This window comes from Sphingobacterium sp. UDSM-2020, assembly GCF_016132525.1.
Lineage (GTDB): Bacteria > Bacteroidota > Bacteroidia > Sphingobacteriales > Sphingobacteriaceae > Sphingobacterium > Sphingobacterium anhuiense.
Genome location: NZ_CP066166.1, coordinates 5138145 through 5165114 on the forward strand (window position 1 = coordinate 5138145; position 26970 = coordinate 5165114).

Annotated in this window: 21 protein-coding genes; 12 read left to right on the forward strand and 9 right to left on the reverse strand. The window is 35.8% G+C overall.

The window, feature by feature from the left end:
* Window positions 1–3: 3 nt before the first annotated feature.
* The 4 genes from JAZ75_RS21705 (at window position 4) to JAZ75_RS21720 (ending at window position 8692) form a co-directional block, all read left to right on the forward strand.
* Entirely contained in the window at window positions 4–1692 is a 1689-nt protein-coding gene (locus JAZ75_RS21705) for a SusD/RagB family nutrient-binding outer membrane lipoprotein (protein WP_208698479.1), read from the forward strand.
* A 1264-nt stretch (window positions 1693–2956) separates the two neighbouring features.
* On the forward strand, window positions 2957–4105 hold the full coding sequence (locus tag JAZ75_RS21710; RefSeq protein ID WP_208698481.1) for an efflux RND transporter periplasmic adaptor subunit: 1149 nt from the start codon (window positions 2957–2959) through the stop codon (window positions 4103–4105).
* 19 nt (window positions 4106–4124) lie between these two features.
* Entirely contained in the window at window positions 4125–7280 is a 3156-nt protein-coding gene (locus JAZ75_RS21715; protein ID WP_208698483.1) for an efflux RND transporter permease subunit, read from the forward strand.
* The gene (locus JAZ75_RS21720) at window positions 7280–8692 is read left to right on the forward strand and encodes an efflux transporter outer membrane subunit (protein ID WP_208698485.1); all 1413 of its coding nucleotides are present in this window, start codon (window positions 7280–7282) and stop codon (window positions 8690–8692) included. The genes JAZ75_RS21715 and JAZ75_RS21720 overlap by 1 nt, the downstream gene beginning before the upstream one ends.
* 58 nt (window positions 8693–8750) lie before the next feature.
* Here the strand turns inward: JAZ75_RS21720 and JAZ75_RS21725 are convergent, their stop codons facing one another.
* Window positions 8751–9485 (reverse strand): hypothetical protein, encoded by a 735-nt coding sequence (locus tag JAZ75_RS21725; protein ID WP_208698487.1) that lies wholly within the window; start codon window positions 9483–9485, stop codon window positions 8751–8753.
* A gap of 231 nt (window positions 9486–9716) precedes the next feature.
* On the opposite strand from JAZ75_RS21725, the gene JAZ75_RS21730 reads away from it, so the two are divergent.
* The 7 genes from JAZ75_RS21730 (at window position 9717) to JAZ75_RS21760 (ending at window position 17286) form a co-directional block, all read left to right on the forward strand.
* A complete protein-coding gene (locus tag JAZ75_RS21730; RefSeq protein ID WP_208698489.1) occupies window positions 9717–10535 on the forward strand; it encodes a hypothetical protein in 819 nt (272 codons plus the stop codon).
* A 17-nt stretch (window positions 10536–10552) separates the two neighbouring features.
* Window positions 10553–11974 (forward strand): sensor histidine kinase, encoded by a 1422-nt coding sequence (locus JAZ75_RS21735; RefSeq protein WP_208698490.1) that lies wholly within the window; start codon window positions 10553–10555, stop codon window positions 11972–11974.
* Window positions 11975–12018: 44 nt separating this feature from the next.
* Window positions 12019–12711 (forward strand): LytR/AlgR family response regulator transcription factor, encoded by a 693-nt coding sequence (locus tag JAZ75_RS21740; protein ID WP_208698492.1) that lies wholly within the window; start codon window positions 12019–12021, stop codon window positions 12709–12711.
* Window positions 12712–12822: 111 nt separating this feature from the next.
* Window positions 12823–13212: a hypothetical protein gene (locus JAZ75_RS21745; protein WP_208698494.1), complete on the forward strand. Its 390-nt coding sequence runs from the start codon at window positions 12823–12825 to the stop codon at window positions 13210–13212.
* 86 nt (window positions 13213–13298) lie between these two features.
* Complete coding sequence (locus JAZ75_RS21750) at window positions 13299–14156, forward strand: DUF3347 domain-containing protein (RefSeq protein ID WP_208698496.1); 858 nt, start codon at window positions 13299–13301, stop codon at window positions 14154–14156.
* Between the two features lie 139 nt (window positions 14157–14295).
* Entirely contained in the window at window positions 14296–16569 is a 2274-nt protein-coding gene (locus tag JAZ75_RS21755) for a multicopper oxidase family protein (protein ID WP_208698498.1), read from the forward strand.
* Between the two features lie 255 nt (window positions 16570–16824).
* The gene (locus JAZ75_RS21760; protein WP_208698500.1) at window positions 16825–17286 is read left to right on the forward strand and encodes a ferritin-like domain-containing protein; all 462 of its coding nucleotides are present in this window, start codon (window positions 16825–16827) and stop codon (window positions 17284–17286) included.
* A 40-nt stretch (window positions 17287–17326) separates the two neighbouring features.
* Here JAZ75_RS21760 and JAZ75_RS21765 read toward each other — a convergent pair whose 3' ends face one another.
* On the reverse strand, window positions 17327–17584 hold the full coding sequence (locus JAZ75_RS21765; RefSeq protein ID WP_208698503.1) for a hypothetical protein: 258 nt from the start codon (window positions 17582–17584) through the stop codon (window positions 17327–17329).
* A gap of 55 nt (window positions 17585–17639) precedes the next feature.
* Window positions 17640–18371: a 5'/3'-nucleotidase SurE gene (gene surE, locus JAZ75_RS21770; protein WP_208698505.1), complete on the reverse strand. Its 732-nt coding sequence runs from the start codon at window positions 18369–18371 to the stop codon at window positions 17640–17642.
* Window positions 18372–18454: 83 nt separating this feature from the next.
* Here surE and JAZ75_RS21775 point away from each other — a divergent pair, with 83 nt between their 5' ends.
* Window positions 18455–19363, forward strand: coding sequence for a diacylglycerol/lipid kinase family protein (locus JAZ75_RS21775; protein ID WP_208698507.1), 909 nt, complete (start codon window positions 18455–18457; stop codon window positions 19361–19363).
* A gap of 144 nt (window positions 19364–19507) precedes the next feature.
* On the opposite strand, the gene JAZ75_RS21780 is transcribed toward JAZ75_RS21775, so the two are convergent.
* The 6 genes from JAZ75_RS21780 to JAZ75_RS21805 all read right to left on the reverse strand — a co-directional run bounded on the left by JAZ75_RS21780 (window position 19508) and on the right by JAZ75_RS21805 (window position 26831).
* A complete protein-coding gene (locus JAZ75_RS21780; RefSeq protein WP_132842392.1) occupies window positions 19508–19894 on the reverse strand; it encodes a response regulator in 387 nt (128 codons plus the stop codon).
* 71 nt (window positions 19895–19965) lie between these two features.
* Window positions 19966–20529, reverse strand: coding sequence for a chemotaxis protein CheB (locus JAZ75_RS21785; RefSeq protein WP_208698509.1), 564 nt, complete (start codon window positions 20527–20529; stop codon window positions 19966–19968).
* Window positions 20530–20541: 12 nt separating this feature from the next.
* Window positions 20542–21372: a CheR family methyltransferase gene (locus tag JAZ75_RS21790; RefSeq protein WP_208698511.1), complete on the reverse strand. Its 831-nt coding sequence runs from the start codon at window positions 21370–21372 to the stop codon at window positions 20542–20544.
* On the reverse strand, window positions 21373–21744 hold the full coding sequence (locus JAZ75_RS21795) for a response regulator (RefSeq protein ID WP_183912197.1): 372 nt from the start codon (window positions 21742–21744) through the stop codon (window positions 21373–21375).
* 16 nt (window positions 21745–21760) lie between these two features.
* The gene (locus tag JAZ75_RS21800) at window positions 21761–25357 is read right to left on the reverse strand and encodes a response regulator (protein ID WP_208698513.1); all 3597 of its coding nucleotides are present in this window, start codon (window positions 25355–25357) and stop codon (window positions 21761–21763) included.
* Window positions 25358–25364: 7 nt separating this feature from the next.
* Window positions 25365–26831 carry an ATP-binding protein gene (locus JAZ75_RS21805; protein WP_132842385.1) on the reverse strand — a complete coding sequence of 489 codons (1467 nt, stop codon included), beginning with the start codon at window positions 26829–26831 and terminating at the stop codon, window positions 25365–25367.
* Between the last annotated feature and the right edge of the window lie 139 nt (window positions 26832–26970).

Sequence of the window (26970 nt, forward strand, 5' to 3'; positions counted from 1 at the left end):
AATATGAAAACCTCATTCTATAAATATGCTTTAATCCTCTTTAGCTTATATTTTGTAGGCTGCAGTAAGGAGAAGTTTGCTGAATATAATACCGATCCTGATGCCGTTATTAAGTTACCAGTTGATTACTTACTATCAAGAGCGATCATCGCTACGAATGATAATGATTTTGATGCCTACTACGACAACTATAGTTATGTGAGCCGATGGTCTCGTGTTTTCCTGCAAAGAACTGGAAATACATTTACTGTAACAGATAATGCCGCAAATGCCAATAATCGTTACGGACGCTTCTTTCAAGATGTAGGCCCCATTTTGGAGGATATAAAACAAACTATTGATAAAATGCCAGAAGAAGAGCGGGCTAGAAATCTTTACAAAAGAACCATAGCTACGATTTTAAAGGTCCAACAGGCTTGGTATGTAACTGATGTAAATGGTAGCATACCATATGAAGAAGCTTTTCAAGCAAGATATGGCGGCACATTGCAACCGAAATACAACACCCAAGATGAACTCTATAAAATATTTGAAGCAGAATTGAAAGAAGCTGCAACTATTTTAAACACACCTCAAGCTGTAGAACAGTTTAACTATGCTAAAGCAGATCTTTATTTTAATGGTGATGCGAAAAAATGGGCAAAAACAGCCAATTCTTTACGTTTAGTTATTGCTCTCCGACTTTCTAAAAGAGACCCTGAACGGGTGAAAGCTATTGTTCGGGATGTACTTAGCCATCCTGCTGGATTAATGGAAAGTGCGTCTGATAGTTGGATGTTACAAGCACGTAAGGATTTTACAGCTGGTGGTAATTGGAATATTACAGGTAATGGACGTCTCTTTGTCGGTGAATATGGGGTTATTAATTATATGTGGAATAACACTGATCCGCGTCTACGGTTCTTCTTCCGTCCAAATCAATGGAGTGAGGTTAACTTCCAAAAAGCAAAAGACCAACGTGTCATCAGTCAAACGGCAAAATTTGATACAAGAAGATACTATGGTCAGTTTTCTAATCCAGAAACACCTAATAATAATCCTATCAAGACTCGTTTTTTAAATCCATACCAAATTAAGGATGGTGAAAATACGATAATTTTAGATACAGTGTCGCGAATTCAGGATCGCCTTTTTCAACCAGAAAATAATGCTGGTACTGGGACGGGAATTATTCCGATCTTAACTTATGCTGAACTTTGTTTTGCTCGCGCAGAACTGGCTCAACGTGGTTGGTCTAATGAAAATGCGGAAGAGCTATATTATAAAGGAGTAGATGCTTCACTTAGATTTTATGATAATCTAGCAAAAACTGCACAAGTTTATGACTATGTTCCGTTAACGGATAGTGAAATTACTAACTTTAAATTACGTTCTGATATTGTGTTTAAATCTTCTACAGGTCTTGAACAGATTATACTTCAAGCTTATTTGAATTACTTTAGAAATTTTAATGAGGCGTGGGCTTTAGTTAAAAGAACAGGAATGCCTAATAAAAACACAAAACTTATTTTTGAAGATTGGATAAATGAAGGACAAACTTTAGAGGTTCCAAGAAGATTTGTTATCAATTATGCATTGGAAGGTGATTTAAACTTTGATAATAGAAACTCTGCTATTGACAATATGCGAAAGGATCCAGATTTTGGTGATCCATCAAGTATTCAAGGCCGAGTTTGGTGGGATAAAAAGTAGTAAATATTGAATTATCAAAAGAGGAGTGAAATTTTGAAAATTTCCACTCCTCTTTCATTTTATAAAATCTTATTATTGAATTCTTGGTGCCAGTTCTTAGTATTTATTTACATAGTTGAAACTATGAAAGTTATATTCTCAATCTTACTGAAAATTTCGTACTCCTTTTTCTTATCAACTTCAGAAAGCCCAACTTAGATATCAAAATCACATATTGCACCGACTCAGAAAAAGAACGAAAAGAAAACTTTCTTTACAGAAAAAACTCAAATTCAGTAACAAAAGAAAAAAGATCCGTTTTGAAAGAAACCTGTGACGAAAATAATATTAACACTTATTTTTAAAGATGGACTAAAAGAATTGACAGGATATTGCAGAGAGGTTTACTAGACAGATTTTTTTTCTATTCACGGTCTATGTGTAGCATGTCGTTTTTAAAATAGTAAATCGAACTAAAAAAACACTCCCAAGATAAGTTAAAAAAAACTCTATATATGAAGCGGAGTTAGTACAACTATTAAATCAGAGAGTTAATACAGATTACTTTCAACAAAACATTACAGTAGAGCAACCTCCGTTTTAGTTGCTCTTTTGTCATTACAATTATTAAACCTTTATCTACACAATTAGGCGCTTCAAACATTTTAAAATTCAAACTTGACAAATAAAGCTTTATGATCAGTAGACCAGCCTCCTGCAATTAGAGGGAATTCATAATGACTATCCTGATCTTGTTTTTTAACATATTTAACTGTTCCAGAAAAATTAACAATTTTGACTTAAGAAACTTTTACAGGCTTATTCCTTTATAATAAACATAATAACTACGATCCCTGCCAAATGAGAGTATATTTCATGCATTAAAATGCGAGGACATTACTTTTCTTCTTAAAAGTATTTTAAAAAATCTTAATCCAAAAGGGGGTAATGATAATATTTCTGCCCAAGCTACTATAGCAATTATACAATCATTTTAAGAAACAATAACCGCAACCTATAATGTTGCCTAATCTACTCATCCGTATTAGTTTTTGTAAAATCATATTAAAGCTGCTCTTTTTCATAGTGTGCCACTATCTCATAACCACAATCCTTTTATCGTATCAAAATAAAAAGAATCGACTATACTTATCCATTTACATGGTGATGATTCAGTAGATCACTATTTCGCTTCAGAAGCTATTTTTACCAGTTCAGTCAATTATTTCTTTATTAAACAATCTAATCTTCTGTTATTTGTATTTGAAATTTTAATCATAAAAAAATGGTAAAGCAAGAATTCAAAGCAAGAAACAATTTCAATCTATATATAGCCGTATTTGCTTTCGGTTTATTATTCATTTCATGTGGCGGACAAAAACAAGATGAATCGTATGAACAACAAGCTGTTCCTGCTGATTTCATTGAATTAAAAGAATCTCCTACTACGATCGTAGAAACTTATCCTGGTACCATAGAGGGAACAGTTAATGTCGATATTAGAGCACAAGTTTCTGGTTACCTTGAAGTAACATATGTGAAGGAAGGACAATATGTACAAAAGGGGCAATCACTTTTTAAAATTAAAAGTGATGTTTTTAATGAACAGGTGAACAACAGTAAAGCTTCGTTACAATCGGCACTAGCTGCACAGGCAAATGCACAGATTGAATTAGAAAAAATAAGACCGCTAGTTCAGGGAAAGGTTGTTTCAGATCTACAGTTAAAAACTGCTCAAGCGCAATATGATGCAGCAACAGCTCAGGTGGCGCAAGCTAGGTCGGCAGTGAGCTCTTCACAGTTAAACGCCGCTTTCGCAATTATCAAAGCACCAGTAAGTGGATACATCGGCCGTATTCCGAGTAGGGTCGGAAATTTGGTCACACCTTCTGATGTGAATCCATTGACAAGTCTATCTGAAATCGATCAGGTATTTGTCTACTTCAACCTTAATGAAGCAAAATTCATTGCTTTTATGAATGATCGAAAAACTGATGCTGGAATGAATACAGTGGAAATTATCATGGCAGACGGTAACCGTTACAATCAAAAAGGTCAGGTCGAAATAGCAAGCGGTAACATTGATCGTAACACCGGTACGATATCACTAAAAGCGATATTTTCAAACCCAGATAAAATTTTACGCTCAGGTGGTGCTGCACGCGTAGTTTTAACTAAAAGTCTAAATAGTGCAATTAAGTTACCTATGGCGGCAGTGAAAGATATTCAAGACAAATTTTTTGTCTATGTGCTCGCTGATAGCAATAAAGTGGCAATGAAAGCTATTGAAATAAATGGTAGAACTGGTGCAGATTATATCATCAAATCAGGCGTAAAAGCAGGCGATAAAATAGCCGTAAATAGTATTGATCAATTAACAGAAGGTATAGCAGTTCAACCTAAAGTAATCAGTCAAGACTCATTGAAAAATTAATTTTTAGACAAGTATCAACATGTTAAAAAAGATTATAGATAGACCAGTAATGGCCACCGTTATTTCGGTTGTGCTGTTAATATTGGGCGTTATAGGATTATTAAGACTTCCTGTAACAAGATTTCCAGATATATCTCCACCTACCGTAATGGTTTCGGGGAGTTATCCTGGAGGGAACAGTGAGGCCGTGATCCGCTCAGTGGTAACACCACTGGAAGAGCAGATCAATGGTGTGGAAAACATGCAGTATATCAAGTCTACTGCAAGTAATGATGGTTCTTTTTCCATTTCCATTATCTTCAAACAAGGTGTCAATCCAGACCAGGCTGCTGTAAATGTACAAAACAGAGTTCAACAAGCAACGCCGATACTTCCAGAAGAAGTAATCCGGATGGGGCTTACAACCTCAAAGCAACAGAATAGTATGATCATGATCTTCAACGTGTATACGGAAGATAATGAAAAATATGATGAGCTGTTTCTTCAAAACTATGTCAACATTAATGTCATACCACAAATTAAACGTGTACCTGGTGTAGGTCAGGCACAAGTTTTTGGTTTAAAGGACTATTCAATGCGTGTATGGCTCAATCCTCAGAAAATGGCATCTTATGGTTTAGAACCTGCTGATGTAAGTAAAGCCATTGGCACTCAAAGTTTAGAGGTGGCACCCGGTAAATTGGGTGAGGAATCGAATGCGGCATTGGAATACGTTATGCGTTATAAAGGTAAAAAGAGCCAACCTCATGAATATGAAAATATCGTTGTTAAACGTGATGGGGAACTTTTGGTACGCTTGAAAGATGTAGCACGTATAGAATTTGGCTCTCTTAGTTATAGTGGAAATACAACTATGAGTGGTAAAAATTCAGTTACTGTTGCAATTCTCCAAACTACGGGATCTAATGCAAATGACATCGAAATCGGTGTACGCGATGTATTAAAGAGTGCTTCCAAAAACTTTCCTCCCGGCGTAGACTACACGAGTTTGATGAGTACAAAAGAGCGTTTGGACGAAGCAACAGGCCAGGTGAAATCTACTTTGATTGAAGCATTTATTCTGGTGTTTATCGTCGTATTTTTGTTTTTACAAGACTTTAGATCGACCATTATACCTGCAATTGCTGTACCGGTAGCGATCATAGGAACATTTTTCTTTCTCCTTGCTTTTGGTTTCACCATAAACGTATTGACACTCTTTGCACTGGTACTTGCAATCGGTATTGTCGTCGATGATGCCATTGTGGTCGTCGAAGCCGTCCATAGTAAAATGGAAGGTACAAACATGACCGGAAAAGAGGCAACTCATAGTGCTATGGGCGAGATCACAGGTGCAGTTGTATCGATCACTTTAGTCATGTCTGCGGTATTTATACCGATTGGTTTTATGACAGGATCTGCAGGTATTTTTTATAAGCAGTTTGCCTATACATTAGCGATTGCAATTATTATATCTGCGATCAATGCATTAACCCTTACTCCTGCCCTATGTGCCTTATTATTGAAAAATAATCATGCCGAGGGTCAACATGGAGAAGTCAAAAAGAAAGGATTTGGAAAAAGATTCTTTACTGCATTTAATGCTGGATTTGAGAATTTAACAGGTAAATATATCAAAGGGTTACGGTTCTTAATTGTTAAAAAGTGGATCGGTGCAGGTTTAGTTATTGTGATTACTGCACTAGCAGGCTGGATGATGATCAGTACACCAAAAAGCTTTGTACCGATGGAAGATGATTCATTTATTATCTTCAGTTTAAGTATGCCTCCAGGTACTGCCTTAGATCGGACAACTACCGCTGCTGCACGTATAGATGATATGTTGGAAAAAGAAGAATCAGTACAGAATAGTACCATTATTACAGGCTTCAATATTTTATCAAATAGTGCCAGTCCAGCATATGCTATGGGTTTTATCAAGTTGAAAGATAAGAAAGATCGTGGTGCGGAGAAAGATATTGACGTGATTTTAGGAAATCTAACAGCAAAGTTTGCAACGGTTAAAGAAGCTACTATTATGGCCTTTAGAAGTCCACCGATAGACGGATATGGGGTTACAAGCGGTGCCGAAATCGTGTTACAAGATAAGGCAGGGAAATCTCCCGAAAAGCTAAAACAGATGTCTGATGAGGTTATTGGGAAAATTATGCAACAACCAGGGGTACAATTTGCTTATACAACATTCCGTACGGACTTCCCGCAATTAGAACTTGAAGTTGATGAGGATAAAGCCCAACAAATGGGTGTAGAAATCAGTAATATGATGAACGTAATCCAGACCTATTTCGCAGGTGATCAGTCCATGAACTTTACACGATTTGGCAAATTCTACCGTGTCAATGTGAAAGCTGATGGAATATTCAGAACAGACGAAGATTCCTTTAATGAAATATTTGTCCGGAATGACCAAAATCAAATGGTTCCTGTGAAATCACTTGTTACCCTACATAAAGCATATGGTCCTGAATCCTTAAGCAGATACAACTTATTTAATGCGTTGACCATTAGTGTAGTGCCCCTACCCGGCGCGAGTAATGGTGAAATCATGGATAATCTGGAAAAAAATGTATTGAGCAAATTGCCTTCAGACTACGGTTACGAATGGACTGGCTTAAGTTTAGAAGAAAAGTCAGCAGGAAATCAAACGTTAATTATTTTATCGTTGTGTCTCCTATTCGTTTACTTTTTATTAGCGGCGCAGTATGAAAGTTACCTTTTACCACTAGCAGTATTGCTATCTATTCCAACAGGTATCATTGGTGCATTTGCTTCAATTAAAGCTATAGGATTGGATAATAATATTTATGTACAAGTAGGATTAATTATGCTTGTGGGGCTATTAGCTAAAAATGCAATCTTAATCATCGAATTTGCCGTACAACGTCGAGCTGCAGGTTATTCTATTGTAGAGTCTGCTATTGAGGGTGCAAAATCAAGATTACGTCCTATCATCATGACATCTCTAGCTTTTATTGCTGGTATGATTCCATTAATGTTTGCTACGGGTGGATCTGCGATGGGTAATAGATCGATCAGTACAGGTGCTGCAATAGGGATGCTTTCAGGCGTCATATTGGGTGTATTTGTCATACCGATCCTATATATTCTCTTTCAATATCTGCAGGAAAAGGTATCGGGTAAAAATAAAAATCAAAAAATTCAAAGCGTTGAATAATGGCATTATCTATAAATAATATAATTTACGCTGTTGGAATGGCAACTTTATTGTCATCCTGCTCTGTAAACAAAAAGTATAGTCGTCCAGAGTTGGAGACCCCACAACATTATAGGAATACGATTGTGGTGACAGGTGATAGCATTAGTCTACCCTATAAAACCTTCTTTAAAGATACTCATTTGACGGCTTTGATCGATAAGGCACTTGATAAGAACAAGGATATATCGATCGCTATGATGAGTCTTCGTCAACTGGATCTTTCCTATAAACAGGCAAAACTGGGACTTCTTCCTACAGCTGATCTTTCGATATCTGCGGCAAGGAACTATTTATCAAAAAGCTCTTTGAACGGTTCTTTGAGTGAGCAGTTTACAGGAAATCAACACATGGACGATTATTCTGCTTCTCTTAATATTTCGTGGGAAGCGGATATATGGGGGAAAGTTGCGTTGCAAAAAGAATCTGCAAGAGCAAGCTTCTTCATGCAACGTGAAAATTTATCAGCATTGCGAACACGTATTGTAAGTCAAGTCGCACAGGCTTATTACAATTTAATTACTTTGGATGAGCAACTTAAAGTTGCTTCGCGAAATATTGCTTTGAGCGATACGACTTTGCACATCATAAAACTTCAGTTCGAGTCTGCACAAACCAATTCACTGGCAGTGGATCAAGCTGAAGCCCAGAAGAAAACTGCTGAATTATTGGTACCCCTTGCTAAGCAAAACATCGCACTACAAGAGAATGTACTGAGTATTCTTTGTGGGTCTTTTCCAGATAGCATATCACGAGCAAATACAATGGATACGACACCCTTTGCGGAAAGCTTTCCAATAGGTGTTCCTGCCGATATGCTCAGTAGACGTCCTGATGTTAGAGCTGCAGAATACGCTGTGGTAGTTGCTAACGCAGGTACTGGTCTTGCAAAGGCTCAGATGTATCCATCTTTGAGATTAACTCCTTCTATTGGAACAAATTCATTCCAGTTTGAAAATTGGTTTGATTTACCCGGTTCATTAGTAAAGAATATTGCTGGTAACATTACCCAACCTATTTTTCAAAATAAGAAGTTAAAAACAGCTTATGAAATAGCAAAAATCGAACAGGAAAAATCTGCCGAACAATTTCGTCTGGCAGTCATGACTGCTGTGAGTGAGGTATCTGATGCTTTAGCTAAAAGAGAGTACGCAAGCCAACGTATTACACTGATAGAACAGAAAAAAACGGCATTGCAAAAGGCCGTTAGTGATGCAATGTTGCTGTATAGAAGTGGAATGGCCACATATCTTGAAGTTATCACTGCACAGAATAACTCCCTTCAAAATGATCTAGAGGCCATATCGATTCAAAAAGAACAGTTTGATGCTTCAACAGATCTTTATCGTGCATTAGGTGGAGGAACAGAATAAATAATCACAGCATATCAAAAAAGAGGATCGACATACTATCGATCCTTTTTTGATTTAATCATATCTCTTTTCTTACCCTCGAATCTATCCAAAAGAGATCATGCATAGGCAAAAGATCTTGTGGCGCTATGCGATTGTAAATTAACTGCTCAGTATCACCAGAAATGTTCCATCTATAATCATCTCCCTGAACAGCTAATACTTTTAAAATAGCATCTTCATCACAGACCCAAATATCCGATTCTATTACTGCGACATTGTGCATCATAAACCAGTTATGTGCTTGAGTAGAATCAAGACAGATTAAAGATCGGGTCAAAGACTCCAAATCTTTCATTCCTACAGCAACATGTTCTGGATAATGTAATTGAAGGTAATCCAGGTACATGCTATGATCCCCAGTATGTAAGGCATAATTGCGGATAATCAATCTTTGTGGGTCGAATGAAAAATCATAGACTTCCGGATTGGCTACAAATTGATAATATTGATTATAGATGTGAAGCCGTTGATTCAATCTTAAGTAATGATCATCTTCAATAAATACTTCCCCATCAAGCTGTTCATCTTCCACATTTAATAAAGCGTCTTCAATAACAAGGACAGCCGGTTCCTGAAAACTCATTACCTTTGTTTTACCATCTAGTTGCAGCAGGTAATCCCATACATTGGGTACACTAATCGGATACCAAGTAGGATTCTCATCATCAATCCTGTTCTTAGATGTTAAAATATTGTACCCTTTAGACTGCAGGTCTAACAGGATGGATCTGGTCAGAGTAGCAAACTGCATAACGTGATCTTTAGGAGGTTCAACTTAATTCATTTAACACATAAACACTAACCGTTGCAGATCAGGTGTTTATGACTAAACACTTAAATAACAAAGTTGTTTTACCTAGATATTGTTCAACAAATGAAGGTCCTAATCGAATCTATCCCATAAATAAACCCATTCGTCACATATAATTTGACAACTGATAAAAGGTTGATATTCTTGTATGGTCAATTAATACAAGAATATATGAAAACGAAATTAATAATGGTATTTCTCTTATATGTAATTATTCTAAATCATCTTCATGCGACTGCGCAAAATCATAAGGACCTAGATCGTGATTACGTAAAAAAGGATAGTATCTTATGGAATGAATATGAAAAACGTATGGATAGTATTGTTAGAAATATTGCAGATAGACAAAAAAGAAAAGCAGACCTTATTGCTAATCTTGATGAAACAAATCGTAAAAACAAAGAATTAGCGATCTCGTTCAAGAATACTATTGGTGGAATAGAACGTATATTTATGACCCGAGCACAGTTTACAAAAACTGAACTCAAAAATGTTTTAGAAAGCACGTCCTTAAGAGTAAGAAAAACTTCAGCATTTAAAGCAATTCAAGACCATCTTAATATTGATCAGATAAAAATCGGAAATTTATGGCCAGAGCATCTCACGATAGTCGATACGGCAAATTTACCTATAAAATTAAAAAAGAATATCACAAATATCATTATCTATAATGGATCAGGAATGAGTGACTGCATGGGAGAATCCAATAGATCTGAATTGAACAAACTTGCTAAAGATGCACAATTCTCTAACCGGGCTAAGATTTATTTATTTTACAATACAGAAAATATAAATACATTGAAAAACATTAATGCTAAATTTAACGATCATTTAGAATATATCAGTGACCTGACTGGTGATTATAGCAACTTTAAAATAGCAATGGGAAGCGAAGCAGTACCAACTGTTTATATCTTTAATTCAGATGGTAAGCTAGAAGCTATTCAACTTGGTGTTGAAGATCTAATCACGAAGTGGCAAAATAACTAACCTTAAAATCAAAAAAAATGAATCTGAGAAGAATTGAATTTATCATACTAACAGGTATATATCTATTTTTAATGCTCTTGATATATACACGAACCGCTAACGAACAAAGCCATGCAATGTTCTATCAAATCATCGGTCTTACTATCTTTTTGACCACAATATCCTTTATCTGTTATCTACGTCCCTACCTGTTTGGTAGAGGTAAAATAGATTGGGGAATTGGTGCTACGATACTACTTTTCATACTGTCATGGTCTGCAATTACATGGTGCTATTCCAATATTAACATCAACAATAATTCATGGAAAGATAATTTTTTTGATTCACCTTCTTTTCCTATTTCTTTGTTTACTTTCTTAACTCTATTTGCCTATGAAGGTATAAAAACTTGGTTTTATTACTTCTCTTGTAAAAAAGAAACTCTTATTAGAAAAATAGCAAAAGAGGCATTTATAGTAGTTATCTCAGGAGCTCTACTAACCTTTATATCTTTTGGCCTTTCCAGTTATTTAGCTTATCTGACTTTAGCAATTCCTTATGGATACTGCCTATATGCTCTACAGCAATATTTGCTACTAGAACATTTAGAATCCGGCAAGTTAAACCGCGCACTGTATACCATATTTACCATCATCAGCGCTATTTTAACCTACATCCCTTTTGCTTCCATAATCAAGATAGCTTCAGGAGCGAGATTGCACAATGAGATCATTCTCACAGGTGTATTAATAAGTATTATGATCATTCCATTGACCTACATCTTATATTTCAATCAGCGTAAGCAATCTAGACAACTTGTTAATCTTCGTAATGAACTTGGGCAGACTGAATCAGATCTTAAACTTTTACAATCTCAGATTAATCCCCATTTCCTCTTTAATGTAATGAATACGATATATGGGATTGCCCTTCAGGAAAATGCAGAGCGGACTGCTGAAGGCATACAAAAATTAGGAGATATGATGCGATTTATGTTACACGAAAATCAACAAGATTCGATACTATTGGCTAGAGAAATAGAATATCTAAAAGAGTACATCGATCTACAAACATTAAGAACCGCGCCTGTAGAAATGATTAAGATTACTTATGAGATTCCTGAAGTACTCGAATCGCATGCTATTGCCCCGATGCTCTTAATTCCATTTATAGAGAATGCTTTTAAGCATGGTATAAGTCTTAACAAGCCGTCATGGATCCGTATTCATTTAAATATAGACAAAGACATATTAAAACTGAGTGTTTACAACAGCATTCATAGATTGAACGAACGCGATCCCGAAAGCAACAAATCTGGGTTAGGCTTAGATAATGTCAAACATCGATTAAATTTATTATACCAAGGCAACTATGAATTACATATTGAAGAAACTCCAATTGAATTCTTTACATTTCTAACTTTGAAAATTGGAAAAAATAGTACGCACGCTTATTCCTAAGGTCTTTTTATGTATATTAACTTTAAACCGATTAGAATATAAATATGATAACAGCTATTGCAATAGATGACGAACCAATTGCATTGGATATTGTCGATCGCTATGCACAGAAGGTGCCTTATATTACTTTGGAAGCAAAATTTTCAAATGCATTTGATGCTTTAGCATACTTGAGGAGAAAACAAATTGATCTTTTGTTTCTCGATGTAAAGATGCCTGATATTTCAGGCATCGATTTTTTCAATAGCCTAAGTAAAAAACCGATGTTAATATTCACAACAGCGTACTCAGAACATGCTGTAACAGGGTTTGAACTAGAAGCAATTGACTATTTACTAAAACCATTTTCATTTCCCAGATTTTTAAAAGCCTGTAATAAAGCAAACGAAGAAAAACAACCAGTTTCTACTGTAAATCATATCTTTGTTAAAGATGGAATTAATATGGTGCGGATTGATTTTGATCAAATTTTATTCGTAGAGGCAACAGGCAATTATATAAAATACATCTTAAGAGGTAAAAGTATTTTAGTTCGTATGACCGTAAAAGAAGCGCTAGAATTATTGCCAACACATCAGTTCTTACAAGTACACAGGTCATATATCATCAATCTAAAGCTGGTTGAAAAAGTCGAAAGACATCTTGTTTTAATCGCTGATTATATAATTCCAATAAGTAGCTCCTATTTCAGTGATCTCAAAGAAAAATTAAAAGGCAATGTTAACATTAAATTATAAATTTCTCGATAATTCATTTATATGGGTCTAAAGTGAGTACTTCAGGATTGAAGTAAATAAATATTACCATTATATCACTAATTAATACAATTAATTTATAAATTTGTCATATTGAAGAATTTGAAGACTCATATTGGTATAATCTTATTATTCTGTCTTGGCTTTTTACTCCTGCCAAGTACGGGGTATTCCTGTGATATGGATCATACCAACACGCAGCAGGCTTCCACCGCACAAGAACATCAGCCCACACATTCAAAAACAAGTAATTCCTGTTCAGAAAATGCTTCTAAGAAAGCTGATCACGGAGACTGCAACCATAGCAAGTGCGACCATGTCACGTGCAGATGCCTCTCTTCTTCTTGTTCTGTTTTCTTAACCATCCCATTTGATATAAATCTGAAAGAGTTTTCTTTTGTTGCCAAACAAAAATTCGGATTTCAGCAAAATAATTATTACTCAGAATTTTCAAGCATCTGGCTACCTCCCAAAATAGGTTAAAAAGGGCTCTTAATGCCCAAAGTACGTCATATCAAAAGCTAAAGTTAGCTTTTGGAAATCTTTAATTTATTTTAATTATTAAAATCATGAAATCAATATCAAAAATATTGGTAGTAATCACTGTATTATTATCATCCATAAATACGTATGCCCAAATCAATAATGCAAAAACAGAAACCGTCAATATATATGGTGAATGTGACATGTGCAAAGCAACCATAGAAAAAGCAGGAAATAGTAAAAATCTCGCTCAGGTGGAATGGGATGTAGACACAAAGAAAGCAGTAATAAATTATGATGCTCAAAAAACAAGTAGAGAAGAAATCTTAAAACGTATTGCCTTAGCAGGGTATGACAGCGAAGATTTTCTAGCTCCCGCAGATGTATATATGAAGCTTCCCGAGTGTTGTCAATATACAAGAGAATTAAAGACTGGTACAAAAACTGATGCCGTACAGTTGAAAGATCACAACGAGATGTCAAATCATGCAACGCATATTGCTACCACAAACAAAAATCAAATACAGACAGTTCTTAACAGCTATTTTTTAGTCAAAGATGCTTTAATACAGACTGACGCGACGGCGACCTCCACCCGAGCAACGGCATTACTTGCTGCTGTCAAAGCAGTAGATATGAATACACTATCTTCAGAAGAGCATCAGGTATGGATGAAAGGAGTTAATGGCTTAACTGTTAATGTCGAAAATATTTCCAAATCTAAATCGGTTGCAAAACAACGTGAACTATTTGCAAACGTTTCCAAAACAATTTATGATCTAGCAAAAACATCTAAATTGGAAAGTCCCATTTACTATCAGCACTGTCCCATGTTTAACGCGGGAAAAGGTGCACATTGGTTAAGTAAAGATAGTGCCATCAAAAACCCATACTTTGGTTCTAATATGTTGACTTGTGGTAGCACAGTGGAAACGTTGAATTAATAAATACAATTCTAAAATAACATAGACAACGTATATCATATTCCTATACGCTATATGTAACTATTAAATGCAAAAAAAACAAAAATCCTTTTTCACTGGTTAAAACTAGGAATAACTTCCATTAAAAAATAAATAAACAATGTATATAGCTAAGCATGTATCTATAAAAGCATTACAGACATTGATTATACTCATTTGTGCAACAACTGCGTTTGCACAAAAAGTTGTCAAATATGACCTGTATGTTCGAGATACGACTGTCAATTTTACAGGGAAAGAAAAACGGGCAATTTCGGTTAACGGACAAATTCCTATGCCCACCCTTACATTTACAGAGGGTGATACTGCTGAAATTGTGGTCCATAATGAGCTAAAAGAAAATACATCCTTACACTGGCACGGCATATTTTTGCCTAATAAAGAGGATGGAGTACCTTATCTTACCCAAGAACCGATAAAACCCAATACCACATATACCTATCGCTTTCCTATTATCCAACATGGTACGCACTGGTACCACTCCCATTCCGGGTTACAGGAGCAGATCGGCATGTACGGCAGTTTCATTATGAAAAAGAGAAGCGATGATAAAACTTTCAGAAAAGGAATTGACGATTTACCTACTATACCCATTATATTAAGTGAATGGACTGACCTAAATCCGGATAACATACATCGCATGTTGCATAATGCAAATGATTGGGCCGCTATCAAAAAAGGTGCAACCCAATCTTATACCGAAGCTATCAAAGAAGGTCACTTTAAAACTAAAGTCAAAAATGAATGGAAACGTATGATGGCTATGGATGTAAGTGATGTGTATTACGACAAGGTTTTAATGAATGGCAACGAGTTCTCCGAATTGCAAAAAATCGAGAGTAAAACTTTGAAAGCTGGAGATAGGGTTCGCCTTCGCGTATCAAATGGTGGTGCATCATCTTATTTTTGGCTTCGCTATACAGGAGGTAAAATAACCGTTGTCGCAAATGATGGTAACGATGTAGAGCCTGTACAAGTAGACCGATTAATGATTGCAGTATCTGAAACCTACGATATAATACTCACAATCCCTAATGAAGGCATTTCGTATGAATTCATGGCGACGACAGAAGATAGAACAAAATCAACAAGCTACTTTATAGGAAACGGAAAAAAACAGCTCATATCTCCCCTGCCTAGACTTAAATATTTTGAAGGAATGAAGATGATGAATGACATGATGAAAATGAATGGGGATCTTGATGATATGGGCATGAAAATGAGCCTAAACCAAATGGATATGAACGTAGTCATGTATCCTGAAATATCTGGTGATAAGACAAAAAAAGAAGATCATAGTCAACATGGTTCACATAAAATGACCGAGGATAAAGATCGATATAATGCCAATGCTATAGGAGATATTGTAACGCTAAATTATGCCATGCTCAAATCTCCTTATAATACTACACTCCCAAAAGATGCACCGGTAAGAGATCTTAAATTTACCCTAACTGGAAATATGAACAGATATGTCTGGAGTATGGACAATAAAGTGCTGGCTGAAAGTGATAAAATTCCTGTAAAGAAAGGTGAGGTATTACGCATCACACTATACAATAACTCCATGATGAGACACCCAATACATCTACATGGGTTTGATTTTAGAGTACTTAATGGTAAAAAAGAAAATGCACCTCTTAAAAATGTTATTGATGTCATGCCCATGGAAGTCGACACTATTGAATTTTTAGCTAACGAAGAGGGAGACTGGTTTTTTCATTGCCATATTTTATACCACATGATGGCGGGCATGAACAGGGTTTTTGAAGTTGGAGATTATAAAAACCCCTTACTTCCAAATAAAGAAAAGGCCTATAAAGCCTTACAGAAAGAAAGTAATATGTCCCACTTCATGGCGCAGAATGATTTCGCAACAAATGGTAATGACGGTAGTGCAATGATTCAAAATGCAAGATGGTCATTAGGAACAGAGTGGCGATTAGGCTACAATGATATGCATGGATATGAAGTAGAGACCCATCTTGGACGATACATCGGAAAAATGCAATGGTTTATGCCATTTGTAGGTTTCGATTGGAGATATAGGAGAATGGGCGAAGATGAGCATGAAAAAAACATCTTTGGCCAAGTTAATAAAAAAGATGTCAGAAGAGCTGTCAGTGCCGGATTTATGTATACACTTCCGATGCTTGTAAATTTTCAAGCTGAAGTTTATCATGACGGAATAGTACGCCTACAATTGATGAGAGAAGACATTCCTATTTCACCCAGATTAAGAGGAGGTTTTATGGTTAACACAGATCTAGAATATATGGGTGACCTTACGTATGTGATCAATAAAAATATGGGTATACGTACGCATTATGATAGTGATATGGGCTGGGGATTCGGATTATCATTAAACTATTAAAACTGATATATTTCTCTTAATGTATTGTATCGTTAATAAGGAAATAAGAAAACACGAAACAACTGAACGCACAAATAAAGGGTCTATTTTTTCATTAGACCCTTTTTGTTAAACATTTTTACTTTCTAATGTATGAAATGACAGTAACTTGAATTTTTGTTTTAGAAAAGAACATAAACTCGCGGAAATGGTGTCGAAAAACTTTTTGCAGGAACAGTTTGTTCCTACAGTAGTTATATTTCTAAAAAATAAATTATGTATACAGATACTGTTACTGCAGGAATTCTAATAGATTTGATTCAGATTAACAACGACAGAATCGAAGGCTACACGCTAGCTTTAGAAAACCTAAAATCAAACCGTGATAATGACTTACGCTCCCTATTCGAAGGTTATATCCAAGAAACCATCTTGTTTAACTCCGAACTTGCTCCATTTACCGTAGTCGATGGCGAAACTCCAACAGTACCGCCACGCATTTCTGGTAAATTGCATCGCTTCTGGTTAGATCTCAAAGCAACACTAAGCGGTCATGATCGTAAACAGATTCTTGAAGAATGTGAGCGCGGTGAAGACGCTAGTAAAAAAGGATATGAAAGGGCTTTAAAAGAGGCTCCAGATCTTCCTATTGCTATTGTCACCATAATTCGAAATCATGCAGAAAAGCAAAAAAAGGCACACGATCAGATTCGTACCCTCAGAGATGAGGCTGATTAAACTGGGTATACTAAAAATCAAAGTTCCTTTAAGCCTAAACTTATAAATGACCGACGGTATCTGTAGCATCATCTCGCTCAAGATTATTGAGAGGAAGACCTGATTTATTGTCATTAACATCAACAATTGAGTCCCCAGTTCTACTTCGATGAAGATTATCAAGAGGAAGTCCTTTCAGTTGCTGATGAACTGTATCTTGAGTCTTAATTATATCTGAACTAGCTTTTGTCCGATCGCGACAAGACGAAAAGAAAAAAGCATTGATGATCAGTATTAAAGCAATATTTAAATTTTTCATTTGTATATTTAATTGAAATTAGCATTTATAGATTTACAGCAATTGATAATAAATATCACCTATTTGCTCCTAGCTTTTTCAATAGCGTTGCTTCATCAGTCAAGTCTAATCTCAGTGGAGTTATAGACACCATATCATTCTCCACAGCCCATCTGTCTGTACCTTCATCAGCTGGTTCAAGTGGAGATACCGTAAACCAGTAGTGCTTACGCCCCAATGGATCAGTTCCTGGTATTATTGTACCATCATATAGACGTACAGACTGTCTCGTCCAAATAATATCTTTTGGCTTTTCTGGAAAATTAACGTTATAGAGAGCCAATTCTTTGTCTTCCAAAAGAAGCGCTAATGTTTTTTCTACAAAAGGTTCTAATGCTTCAAAATCAGGTTCTGTTTTTCCCACGGGTGTACTCAGTGCAATGCCCTTAATACCAAATAAAACGGCCTGCTTTGCAGCAGCCAACGTTCCTGAATGCCACATCGAATTACCTAGATTTGGCCCCATGTTAATACCAGATAGAACCACATCAACATCGTTCCATAGATGAGTCCCCATAGCAACACAGTCTGCTGGAGTGCCGTTTACCCGATAAGCTTCCACATCATCAAATATGATGGGAGATTTTTTATAACTCAACGGTCTAGAATGCGTGACTGCATGTCCCATGGAAGATTGCTCAACATCTGGTGCCACTAACTTCACCTGGCCAAATTTCCTAGCCACTTTAGCCAGCGCGGCAATTCCTGGACTGTAAATACCGTCGTCATTTGTAATTAAAATTCTCATAGTCTCTATCGTTTCTGCAAATAAATATTTTATATAAATAACAACAAATGGATAAGCCAAATGTTGTTATATAAATTAAATCTATGGAACAAGCAATTTTATTACACAATCCCGGAGCAGGCGATGAGGATCATCTGAAATCTGATTTAATAGCGTTAATTGAGCAAGAAGGTTATGCTTGTGTATACTTTTCGGTAAAAAATGGAGATCAATGGATTCATCAAATAGATCAAGCAGATTTTGCCGTAGTAGCCGGTGGCGATGGGACCGTAAGAGGAGTCGCTAAGGAATTGGTTAAAAGAAATTCTCTTGAGAAAAAGATCCCTATTACCATATTACCGATGGGGACTGCCAATAACCTATCTATAGCATTGGGTATTGACAGTACTAAAAAAAACCTAGATCATATTAAAAATTGGAAAAATACGAAACAGCAACGCTTTGATGTAGGTGTCATTAAAAATGCAGATTCTACAGATTTTTTCTTGGAAGGAGCAGGATACGGTGTTTTTCCACATTTAATCCAGAAAATGGAATCGGTTGATAAAAGTAAAGTTGAAAATGCCAAAGATGAGTTAAAATTAGCTTTAGAAGTCCTGCATGAAATTATTAAAACTGCCAAAGCAGAAAAATATTGGATAAAAGCGGATGATAAAATCTACGAAGGTAAATGTTTATTACTAGAAGTGATGAACATCCAATCTGTTGGCCCCAATTTAATATTATCACCACAAGCAGTAACAGATGATGGCCTTTTTAACGTTGTATACGTTGATGAGGATCAGAGATCAGATTTCGCTAATTTCATTAAGAAAAGATTAAACGATGAAGAAGTGACGTTCGACTATAGAACATTTGAAGCGAAACAACTCACCATTGATTGCGAAAGCACCTATATGCATATAGATGATGAACTGGTACTACCCCTCAAGAATGTTGCAATTTTGGAAGTAAGGGAAAACGTACTGGAGTTTCTTGTTCCGCAATCATAAATAAACATTTAAATTAGGGCTTTCCAAATTGCAGGAGATAAATGCTGATGAACTATAATAATTGAAGTATAAAAATATAGAACTAAATTAAAAAAGGATCCTGAACAGGATCCTTTTTTAATGCATATACAATAATCAATTCATCTAAACATTTAAATCTGATTTCGATAAGTTCAACATAGATTTAACAGCATTTTCAAGATCATCCAAGTTAAATGGCTTCTCGAGATAACTGTCTGCACCCGCTTCTTCTGCTAAGAGCTGAATATCATTATTAGCGGATACGTATATAACAGGAATATGATTGAAATCTGGATGCTGTTTAACAAGTTGAGTAGCTTTGATACCACCAATCTCAGGAATCCAGTTATCCATTAAAATAACATCAGGTTTAACAGCCGTTACTTTTTCAATAATATCATGTGATGTCTCAGATGTAGCCACCTGATATCCATAATTTTCTAAAATAATGGTGCAAACTTCCAAGATGTTCACATCATCATCAAAGAGCAATATAGTCTTATCTTTCATCGTAAATCAAAGTATGGGAAAACGTTAATAAGTCGCTAATATAATAAAAAACTAATGCAAGATTAGTTGCGTCAAATACGCAATTGATTGATATAAGACGCAATTTCGGTCGGTTTTAATACCTGGTCTACCTCCATAGCTAATAGGGCGTGCTTAGGCATATAATCTATTTCTGCTGTCTCTGGATCTTGCACCAAAATAGTTCCGCCATATTTTTTAATTTCTTTCAATCCATTTACACCATCAGCATTTGCTCCCGATAATAGCACTGCAACCGCATTTTCCTTAAAGGTTTCTGCAGCTGATCGAAATGTAATATCGATAGAAGGACGTGAAAAATTTAATTTTTCTGAAAAGTCTAAGGATACCTGAGTTTGATTTTCAAACAGCATATGATAGTCAGGTGGAACGATATAAATACTCCCTGGCAAAATAGTCATCTTATCCTCCACCTCCATAACCGGCAATTTACTGCTATTAGCTAATAATTTATTGAGTACAGATCCAGGGTAAGATTTACGGTGCAAAATGATAACAATAGGAAATGATAAACCCATATCAAGTTGAGGCAATACCTCTAGTAATACTTTGATACTTCCTGCTGAACCTCCGATTACGAATATTGAATCACCCATTTAAAACGAGAATTATGATGAACGTGTTTTCCTCCAGATTCGTTCATCGTTAATTTGTTTATATTTTTTCTCCAAATTAGAAAAACGAATAGTTTCCTTAGACCCCAATGCCAGATATCCTAACGTATCTAAGCTTTCATCAAATAAATCAAAAACACTGTTCTGTAAATTCTTGTCAAAATAAATCAGAACATTCCGGCAAAGGATTAGCTGAAATGCATTGAAAGAGGTATCCGATACTAGATTGTGTGTCGAAAAGATCATTTTATCTTTTAAATCACCGTTAAACTTTACAGAATCATAATTAGCGGCATAATATTTAGAAAAATCCTCTAAACCTCCAGATTGTATATAATTCTCCGAATATTGTTGCATTTGACTGATGGGAAACATCCCACTGCTTGCCCGTTCTAAGACTCCTGGATTAATATCTGTCGCATAAATCAATGATTTATGATACAAATTAGCCTCCTTGAGCAAAATTGCAATTGAATAGGCTTCCTCTCCAGTAGAACACCCCGCTACCCAAATCCGTATAAAAGGATAGGTACCTAATCGCGGAAAAACATCTTCGCGTAAAGCCTTATAAAAATTTGGATCACGAAACATTTCGGTGACGTTGACGGTAATTTCCTCAACAAAACGTTGCAGGTATTCGGGATCACTTATTACCCGATATCTCAGTTCGGCAAAGCTTGTAAATTTATCGATCAGACACAGTCGATTTAACCGCCTTTTCAATGAAGCTTTACTATATTGCGTAAAATCATAACCATACCGTTCTGCCACATCTGTCAAAAGTAGCTCGATATCCTCATTTTTTATAATACTAGGTTCCCACATCTAACTATTCTGTTCAATTATACGGATTAAGAGATCTAAATCTATTGGTTTTGGCACATAAGCACGAGCACCCGCCTCCAAACATTTCTCACGGTCTCCCTGCATGGCTTGAGCTGTTACAGCAATCACTGGAATATGACCATAAGTCTTGGATGCTCCAATCACCTGAATAGCCTCATAACCATCCATATCTGGCATCATCATATCCATTAAAACAATCTCAATGTCGCTATTCTTATCCAATAACTCCAACCCTTCTTGGGCACTGTTACAGGAAAGTGATTGATATCCTCGCGACTTTAAAGCCAATCGCAATGCGAAGATGTTGCGATTATCATCATCGATAATCAATACTAACTTAGCTTTCTTCATCACCTATTTTATGCTCTTAATTATCATATAACCATACGCGGAGTAGAGATAGCAGTTGATCGGTGTCAACTGGCTTAGATATATAGTCAGATGCACCTGCTACAATACACTTTTCCCGATCACCAGTCATTGCTTTTGCAGTAACAGCCATGATAGGCAGTTTTGAATATTTCGGATTATTTCGCATTAGCCTGATCGTCTCATAACCATCCATTTCTGGCATCATCATGTCCATCAGAACGATAGATACATCGGGATTATTTTCAAGCTGTACCAAAGCTTCCTTCCCATTTGTAGCTGATATAACATTCATTTGATACTTTTCTAATGCTTTTGACAATGAAAATATGTTCCTTACATCATCATCTGCGATCAAAACCTTCTTTCCTGTTAATACCTCACTCAAAGAACCTAACTTATTCACTTTTCTTTTCTGTACGTCAGCAGAATTTTCTTCAACTAGGTGAAGAAAAAGTCCTACCTCATCTAAAATTCTCTGATAAGAATGGGCAGTTTTAATAACAATGGAATCTGCATATTGTTTAATTTTGACCTCCTCCGCATGTGACAGATTTTTTCCTGTAAAAATAATAATAGGAAGATTTTCCAAACCCTTATTATTTTTGATTGCTTCTAACGTTTCATAACCAATCTTATCGGGCACCCCCATGTCTAGAATTACACAATTTGCGCCATCCGAACTTAATGCCTGAACACTTTCATCAACATTTGTCTTAATTTCAGCAGTAATATTAAAATTGCTCAAAAAATAAGAAAGTGCTGAAGCATGCTTTGGATTTTCCTCAACAATCAGAACCTTTCGCGGGTAACGCGTTAGCGCATCCTCTATTTTTTTAAACATAACCCCGATCTGCTCAACGGCAACAGGCTTATTAATAAAATCTATTGCACCTTTGAGTAGACTCTCTCTTTTGACCTGAAGAGAAGACATGATGTGAACAGGTATGTGCCTAGTAAGTGGATTGCTTTTTATTTCATCCATAACCTGCCAGCCATCTTTTATAGGCAACTGAATATCTAGCAAAATAGCTAAGGGCAAATAGCGAGCAGCAAATTCTGCAGCAATATCTCCTCTTACCACAACTACCCCTTTATAATTCTGTTTACGTGTATACTTGAGCAAAGCCTTCGCAAATGCAGTATCATCCTCCACAATAAGAATAACTTTATCTCCTTTTACAATATGATCGCGATCATCTTCGACCTCTTCAGGAATAGTATAAACGACATTTGGGGAAACTGATTCACCAACAATGCTCTTCATTTCATCTATATCGGAAGCAATGATATCGATCAATCGCTCAGACGTCGGTTTTATTATGTCAGCAGTTTTCCTTTTCGGAATAATTAGTTTAAAGACACTACCCTCGCCCTCTTTACTAGTCAATAAAATCTTACCACCAAGAAGGCGGGCTATCTCCCGGCTGATAGACAGTCCTAATCCAGTACCGCCAAATTTTCTCCGTGTTGAACCATCAGCTTGCTGAAACGCTTCAAAGATAATTCTCTGCTTGTCTTCAGCTATACCAATTCCAGTATCCTTAACCTCAAAAATCAAATTCTCCGGATGGTCTTTATCTTCAGAAATTGATAAACTAATCTTACCTTCAGACGTAAATTTAACCGCATTTGATAACAGATTTCTTAAAACTTGATCCAGTCTTAAACGATCTGTCTCTATAGTATGAGAAATATTCGAATCAATAGATATATCAAAAGAAAGTGATTTTTCCTTGATTAATGGTAAAAACAGATTCTGCAAATCATGGGTTATATCGTGTAATTTTACATCTTGATAATCCAGTTCCATTTTACCAGATTCGATCTTAGAAAGATCTAAGATCTCATCTATTAAACTTAATAAACTTGTTCCTGAACTCTGAATAACTTTTGCTGATTCAATTTGATCATCATTCAAATTACCATCAGTATCCTCTGACATCAACCTGGATAAGAGAAGGATAGAATTAAGCGGTGTTCTAAGTTCATGCGACATGTTCGCCAAAAATTCCGATTTATATTTTGTGCTCAGTGCCAACTCTTCAGCTTTGCGCTGTATCTCTAAATTACGCTCGGCGATAAGATGGTTTTTTTCTTCAAGAGATTTAGACCGTTCTTCTAATTCGTGATTCGACTGTACTAATTCTTCCTGCTGCACCCGCAATTCTTCCTCCGAAGATTGTAATTTTTGAGTCTGCGCTTCAAGTTCAGTATTTAAATTCTCCAATTCAGCATGTTGTGCTTGTAATTCTTCCGTTTGCGTTTGCGTTTCCTCAAGAAGTTGCTGTACTTGATCACGGCTTTTAGCCGCAGCTATTGCAATCCCGATATTTCGGGTTGCTTCTATGAAATAAGGTAATTTTACATTTTCAACAGGATTGATAGATCCCAATTCAATAACACCAATACAATTATAATCCGCAAAAACAGGTAATAAGAGCACATGATCGATACGAATCTGACCACTGGCAAAACTCACGACATAATCACTGTTCGATAGATTTTCAAACCGTTTAACCTTTCCTTCCTTAAAAACCTGACCAATCATACCTTCTCCCGGAGTAAAATATTTTACCATACGGTCTTCTAAACCATATGCATTTTTAAGTACAATGCGATTTTGCTCCCACAGGTAAAATGCACCATTGGTACAATTACCGTAGGTGATAAGTTGATCTAAAGCATCTGATATTAAGATTTGTTCTGTTTTATTTCCAACAAGAGTTTCATTAAGTTGAGCTAACCCTGTTTGTCGCCATTCATTGTTATTTAGGTCATCAAATGATCGTTTTAAAGCATCAGCCATCTGATTCAACGAACCGCCGAGAATACCTAGATCATCTTGCTCCGTATCATTCACATTCACGGTATAGTCTCCTCCTGCAATCTTATTTGCAATCCTTTGCGTAATTTTTAGCCTACGGCTAATTTCTTCATCTTTATCTTTCAGTGATTTTTGTAACTCTTCTCGCTTGATAAAATCTTCCCGAATACGTAGATAAAAAACTATGGTGATCAATAGCGAAACAATAGCCGCAATAACGACAAAAATTGAGGTATAGAACGACGATTTATTAAGTTCATCAGATCTTCTATTGAGTAGAACCTCTTCAGCATCAATAAACCTGGCAATAATAGCACGGCAACTATCCATGTATTGCTTACCCTCTTCCAATTGTGCTAAAGAAACGTCTCCCCCCTGTCTTTTTATGGTAATGAGATTAGCTAAAATCCCAAGCCTTGAGTTTACTAAAGAGGATAGACTATCCGCTACTTGACTTTGTTTAGGATTATCAGTCACAAGTTCCCTTGTCAAGATTAGTGCTTGAGGTAAAGATTTTTGACTATTAATATACGGTTCTAAAAAAGTTTCCTTTCCGGTAAGATGGAACCCCCGCTGACCGGTCTCGGCATTTTGCAAATCATTTAAGATTTTATTTGCTGATGCAATAACGCGCCGACTATGATCAACTTTTGTACGGTTATTGATCTGCTCTTTAATACTTATATAAGATGCAGTAGAACTTGCCAATAACAGAACCAAGGAAAAACCAAAGCCAATCTGTAAATTTCTTAAAAATGGTTTAGACATTTTCTTACTAATTTAAAGGTAGAGTAAAATAAAAAGTAGATCCCTGACCCAATTCACTTTGGATACCTACAGTACCATTATGTTGTTTAATGATCTCCGAACAGATATAAAGGCCTATACCAAGTCCCTGAAATCGCACGGATGATTCTTCTACCCGATAAAATTTACCAAATATATTCTTTTGCTTATGTTCAGGAATACCGATACCATAATCCTTTACACTAACGATTAATTGATCATCCTCTTTTTCTGTACGTACAATGATCCGATCAGTATTTGGCGCATATTTAATGGCATTTGTCAAATAATTGATCAAAACCTGTTCGATACGAACTTCATCACCTAAAAAGAGCTCTTCTATTCGATCACCTTCCCTCTCAATAGTAACGGTATTATTTTCATGGGTTTGATAAATAATATCAATAGCATTGGTTAGTAAGTTTTCAAAATCAAAATTCTTTTTTGTAATCTTCAATTTCCCGTTTTCAATTTTTGAGATGTCCAACAAATCTGTAATAAGTCCGCTAAGTTTGGTGACCTGGCTTTGTACCCTATTGATATATTTGACTGCTGTGACGTCTTTAGCAGTATTAATTGTTCGCTCCAATAGCTGGGCATATGCCTTAATACTTGTTAATGGGGTTTTCAATTCATGACTGGCTATACTTAAAAACTCATCCTTCTTCTTTTCCATCTGTTTTTGATCATCAATATCCGTAAAGGTACCGACCCACTTAACCTGATTATTCTTTTCTTTAATGGGAATGATTCGTAATAAATGAAATCTGAACAGCTCTGCTTTTAATTCTTTAATACGTACTTCAAGCTCTATTGGTGTTTCAGCAATTAATGCTTCTGCCCAAGATACATGTATATCCGGATCATCAGCATGCGTTGCAGGAAATTTATTTGATGTTGCATAGGATAGCCATTTACTGTTCACAAATTCTATTTCACCATCTCCATTTGCCGTAAAAGCCAGCTGTGGCAGTGACTCTAATGTCGAATGCAAATTTTCAACTTGTTCTTTTAACTCCTGCTGCGCTTTTTTTCGCTCCTCAATTTCCAATCGTAGTATCTGCTGCATATCATTCAGAGCCACTGTCTGCTCATATAAACGAGAAAATGTTTTCACTTTCAGCATTAAAATATCTGGATCAATAGGCTTGGTAACATAATCTATACCACCTGATGCATAACCTTTCGTAATAAACTTTTTATCCTTATTGACAGCAGATAAAAAAATAATCGGAACATCCTTAGTTTTATTAAAACCCGATAACGTTTCTGCAACTTCAAAACCATCAATTCCCGGCATCTGAACATCCAAGATAATTAATGCATAATTATTCTTTAAAACCTTTTTTAGTGCCTCTTCTCCAGATAGCGCAGTATCAACTGAAAAATTTTGAGATTCGAGTAATTTCTTAAGTGAATAAATATTCGCTTCTTGATCGTCAACAATTAAAATCATAGCAGTTTAGTTCAATTCGTCTGTAAACAACAATCGTGTAAACACAGGTATTCGAATGATAAAGTTTAAAAATAGTATTTTATTTTTTAATAATGACACCTAGACACAAAGCAAACTATATTGGTTCAAAAATATTACT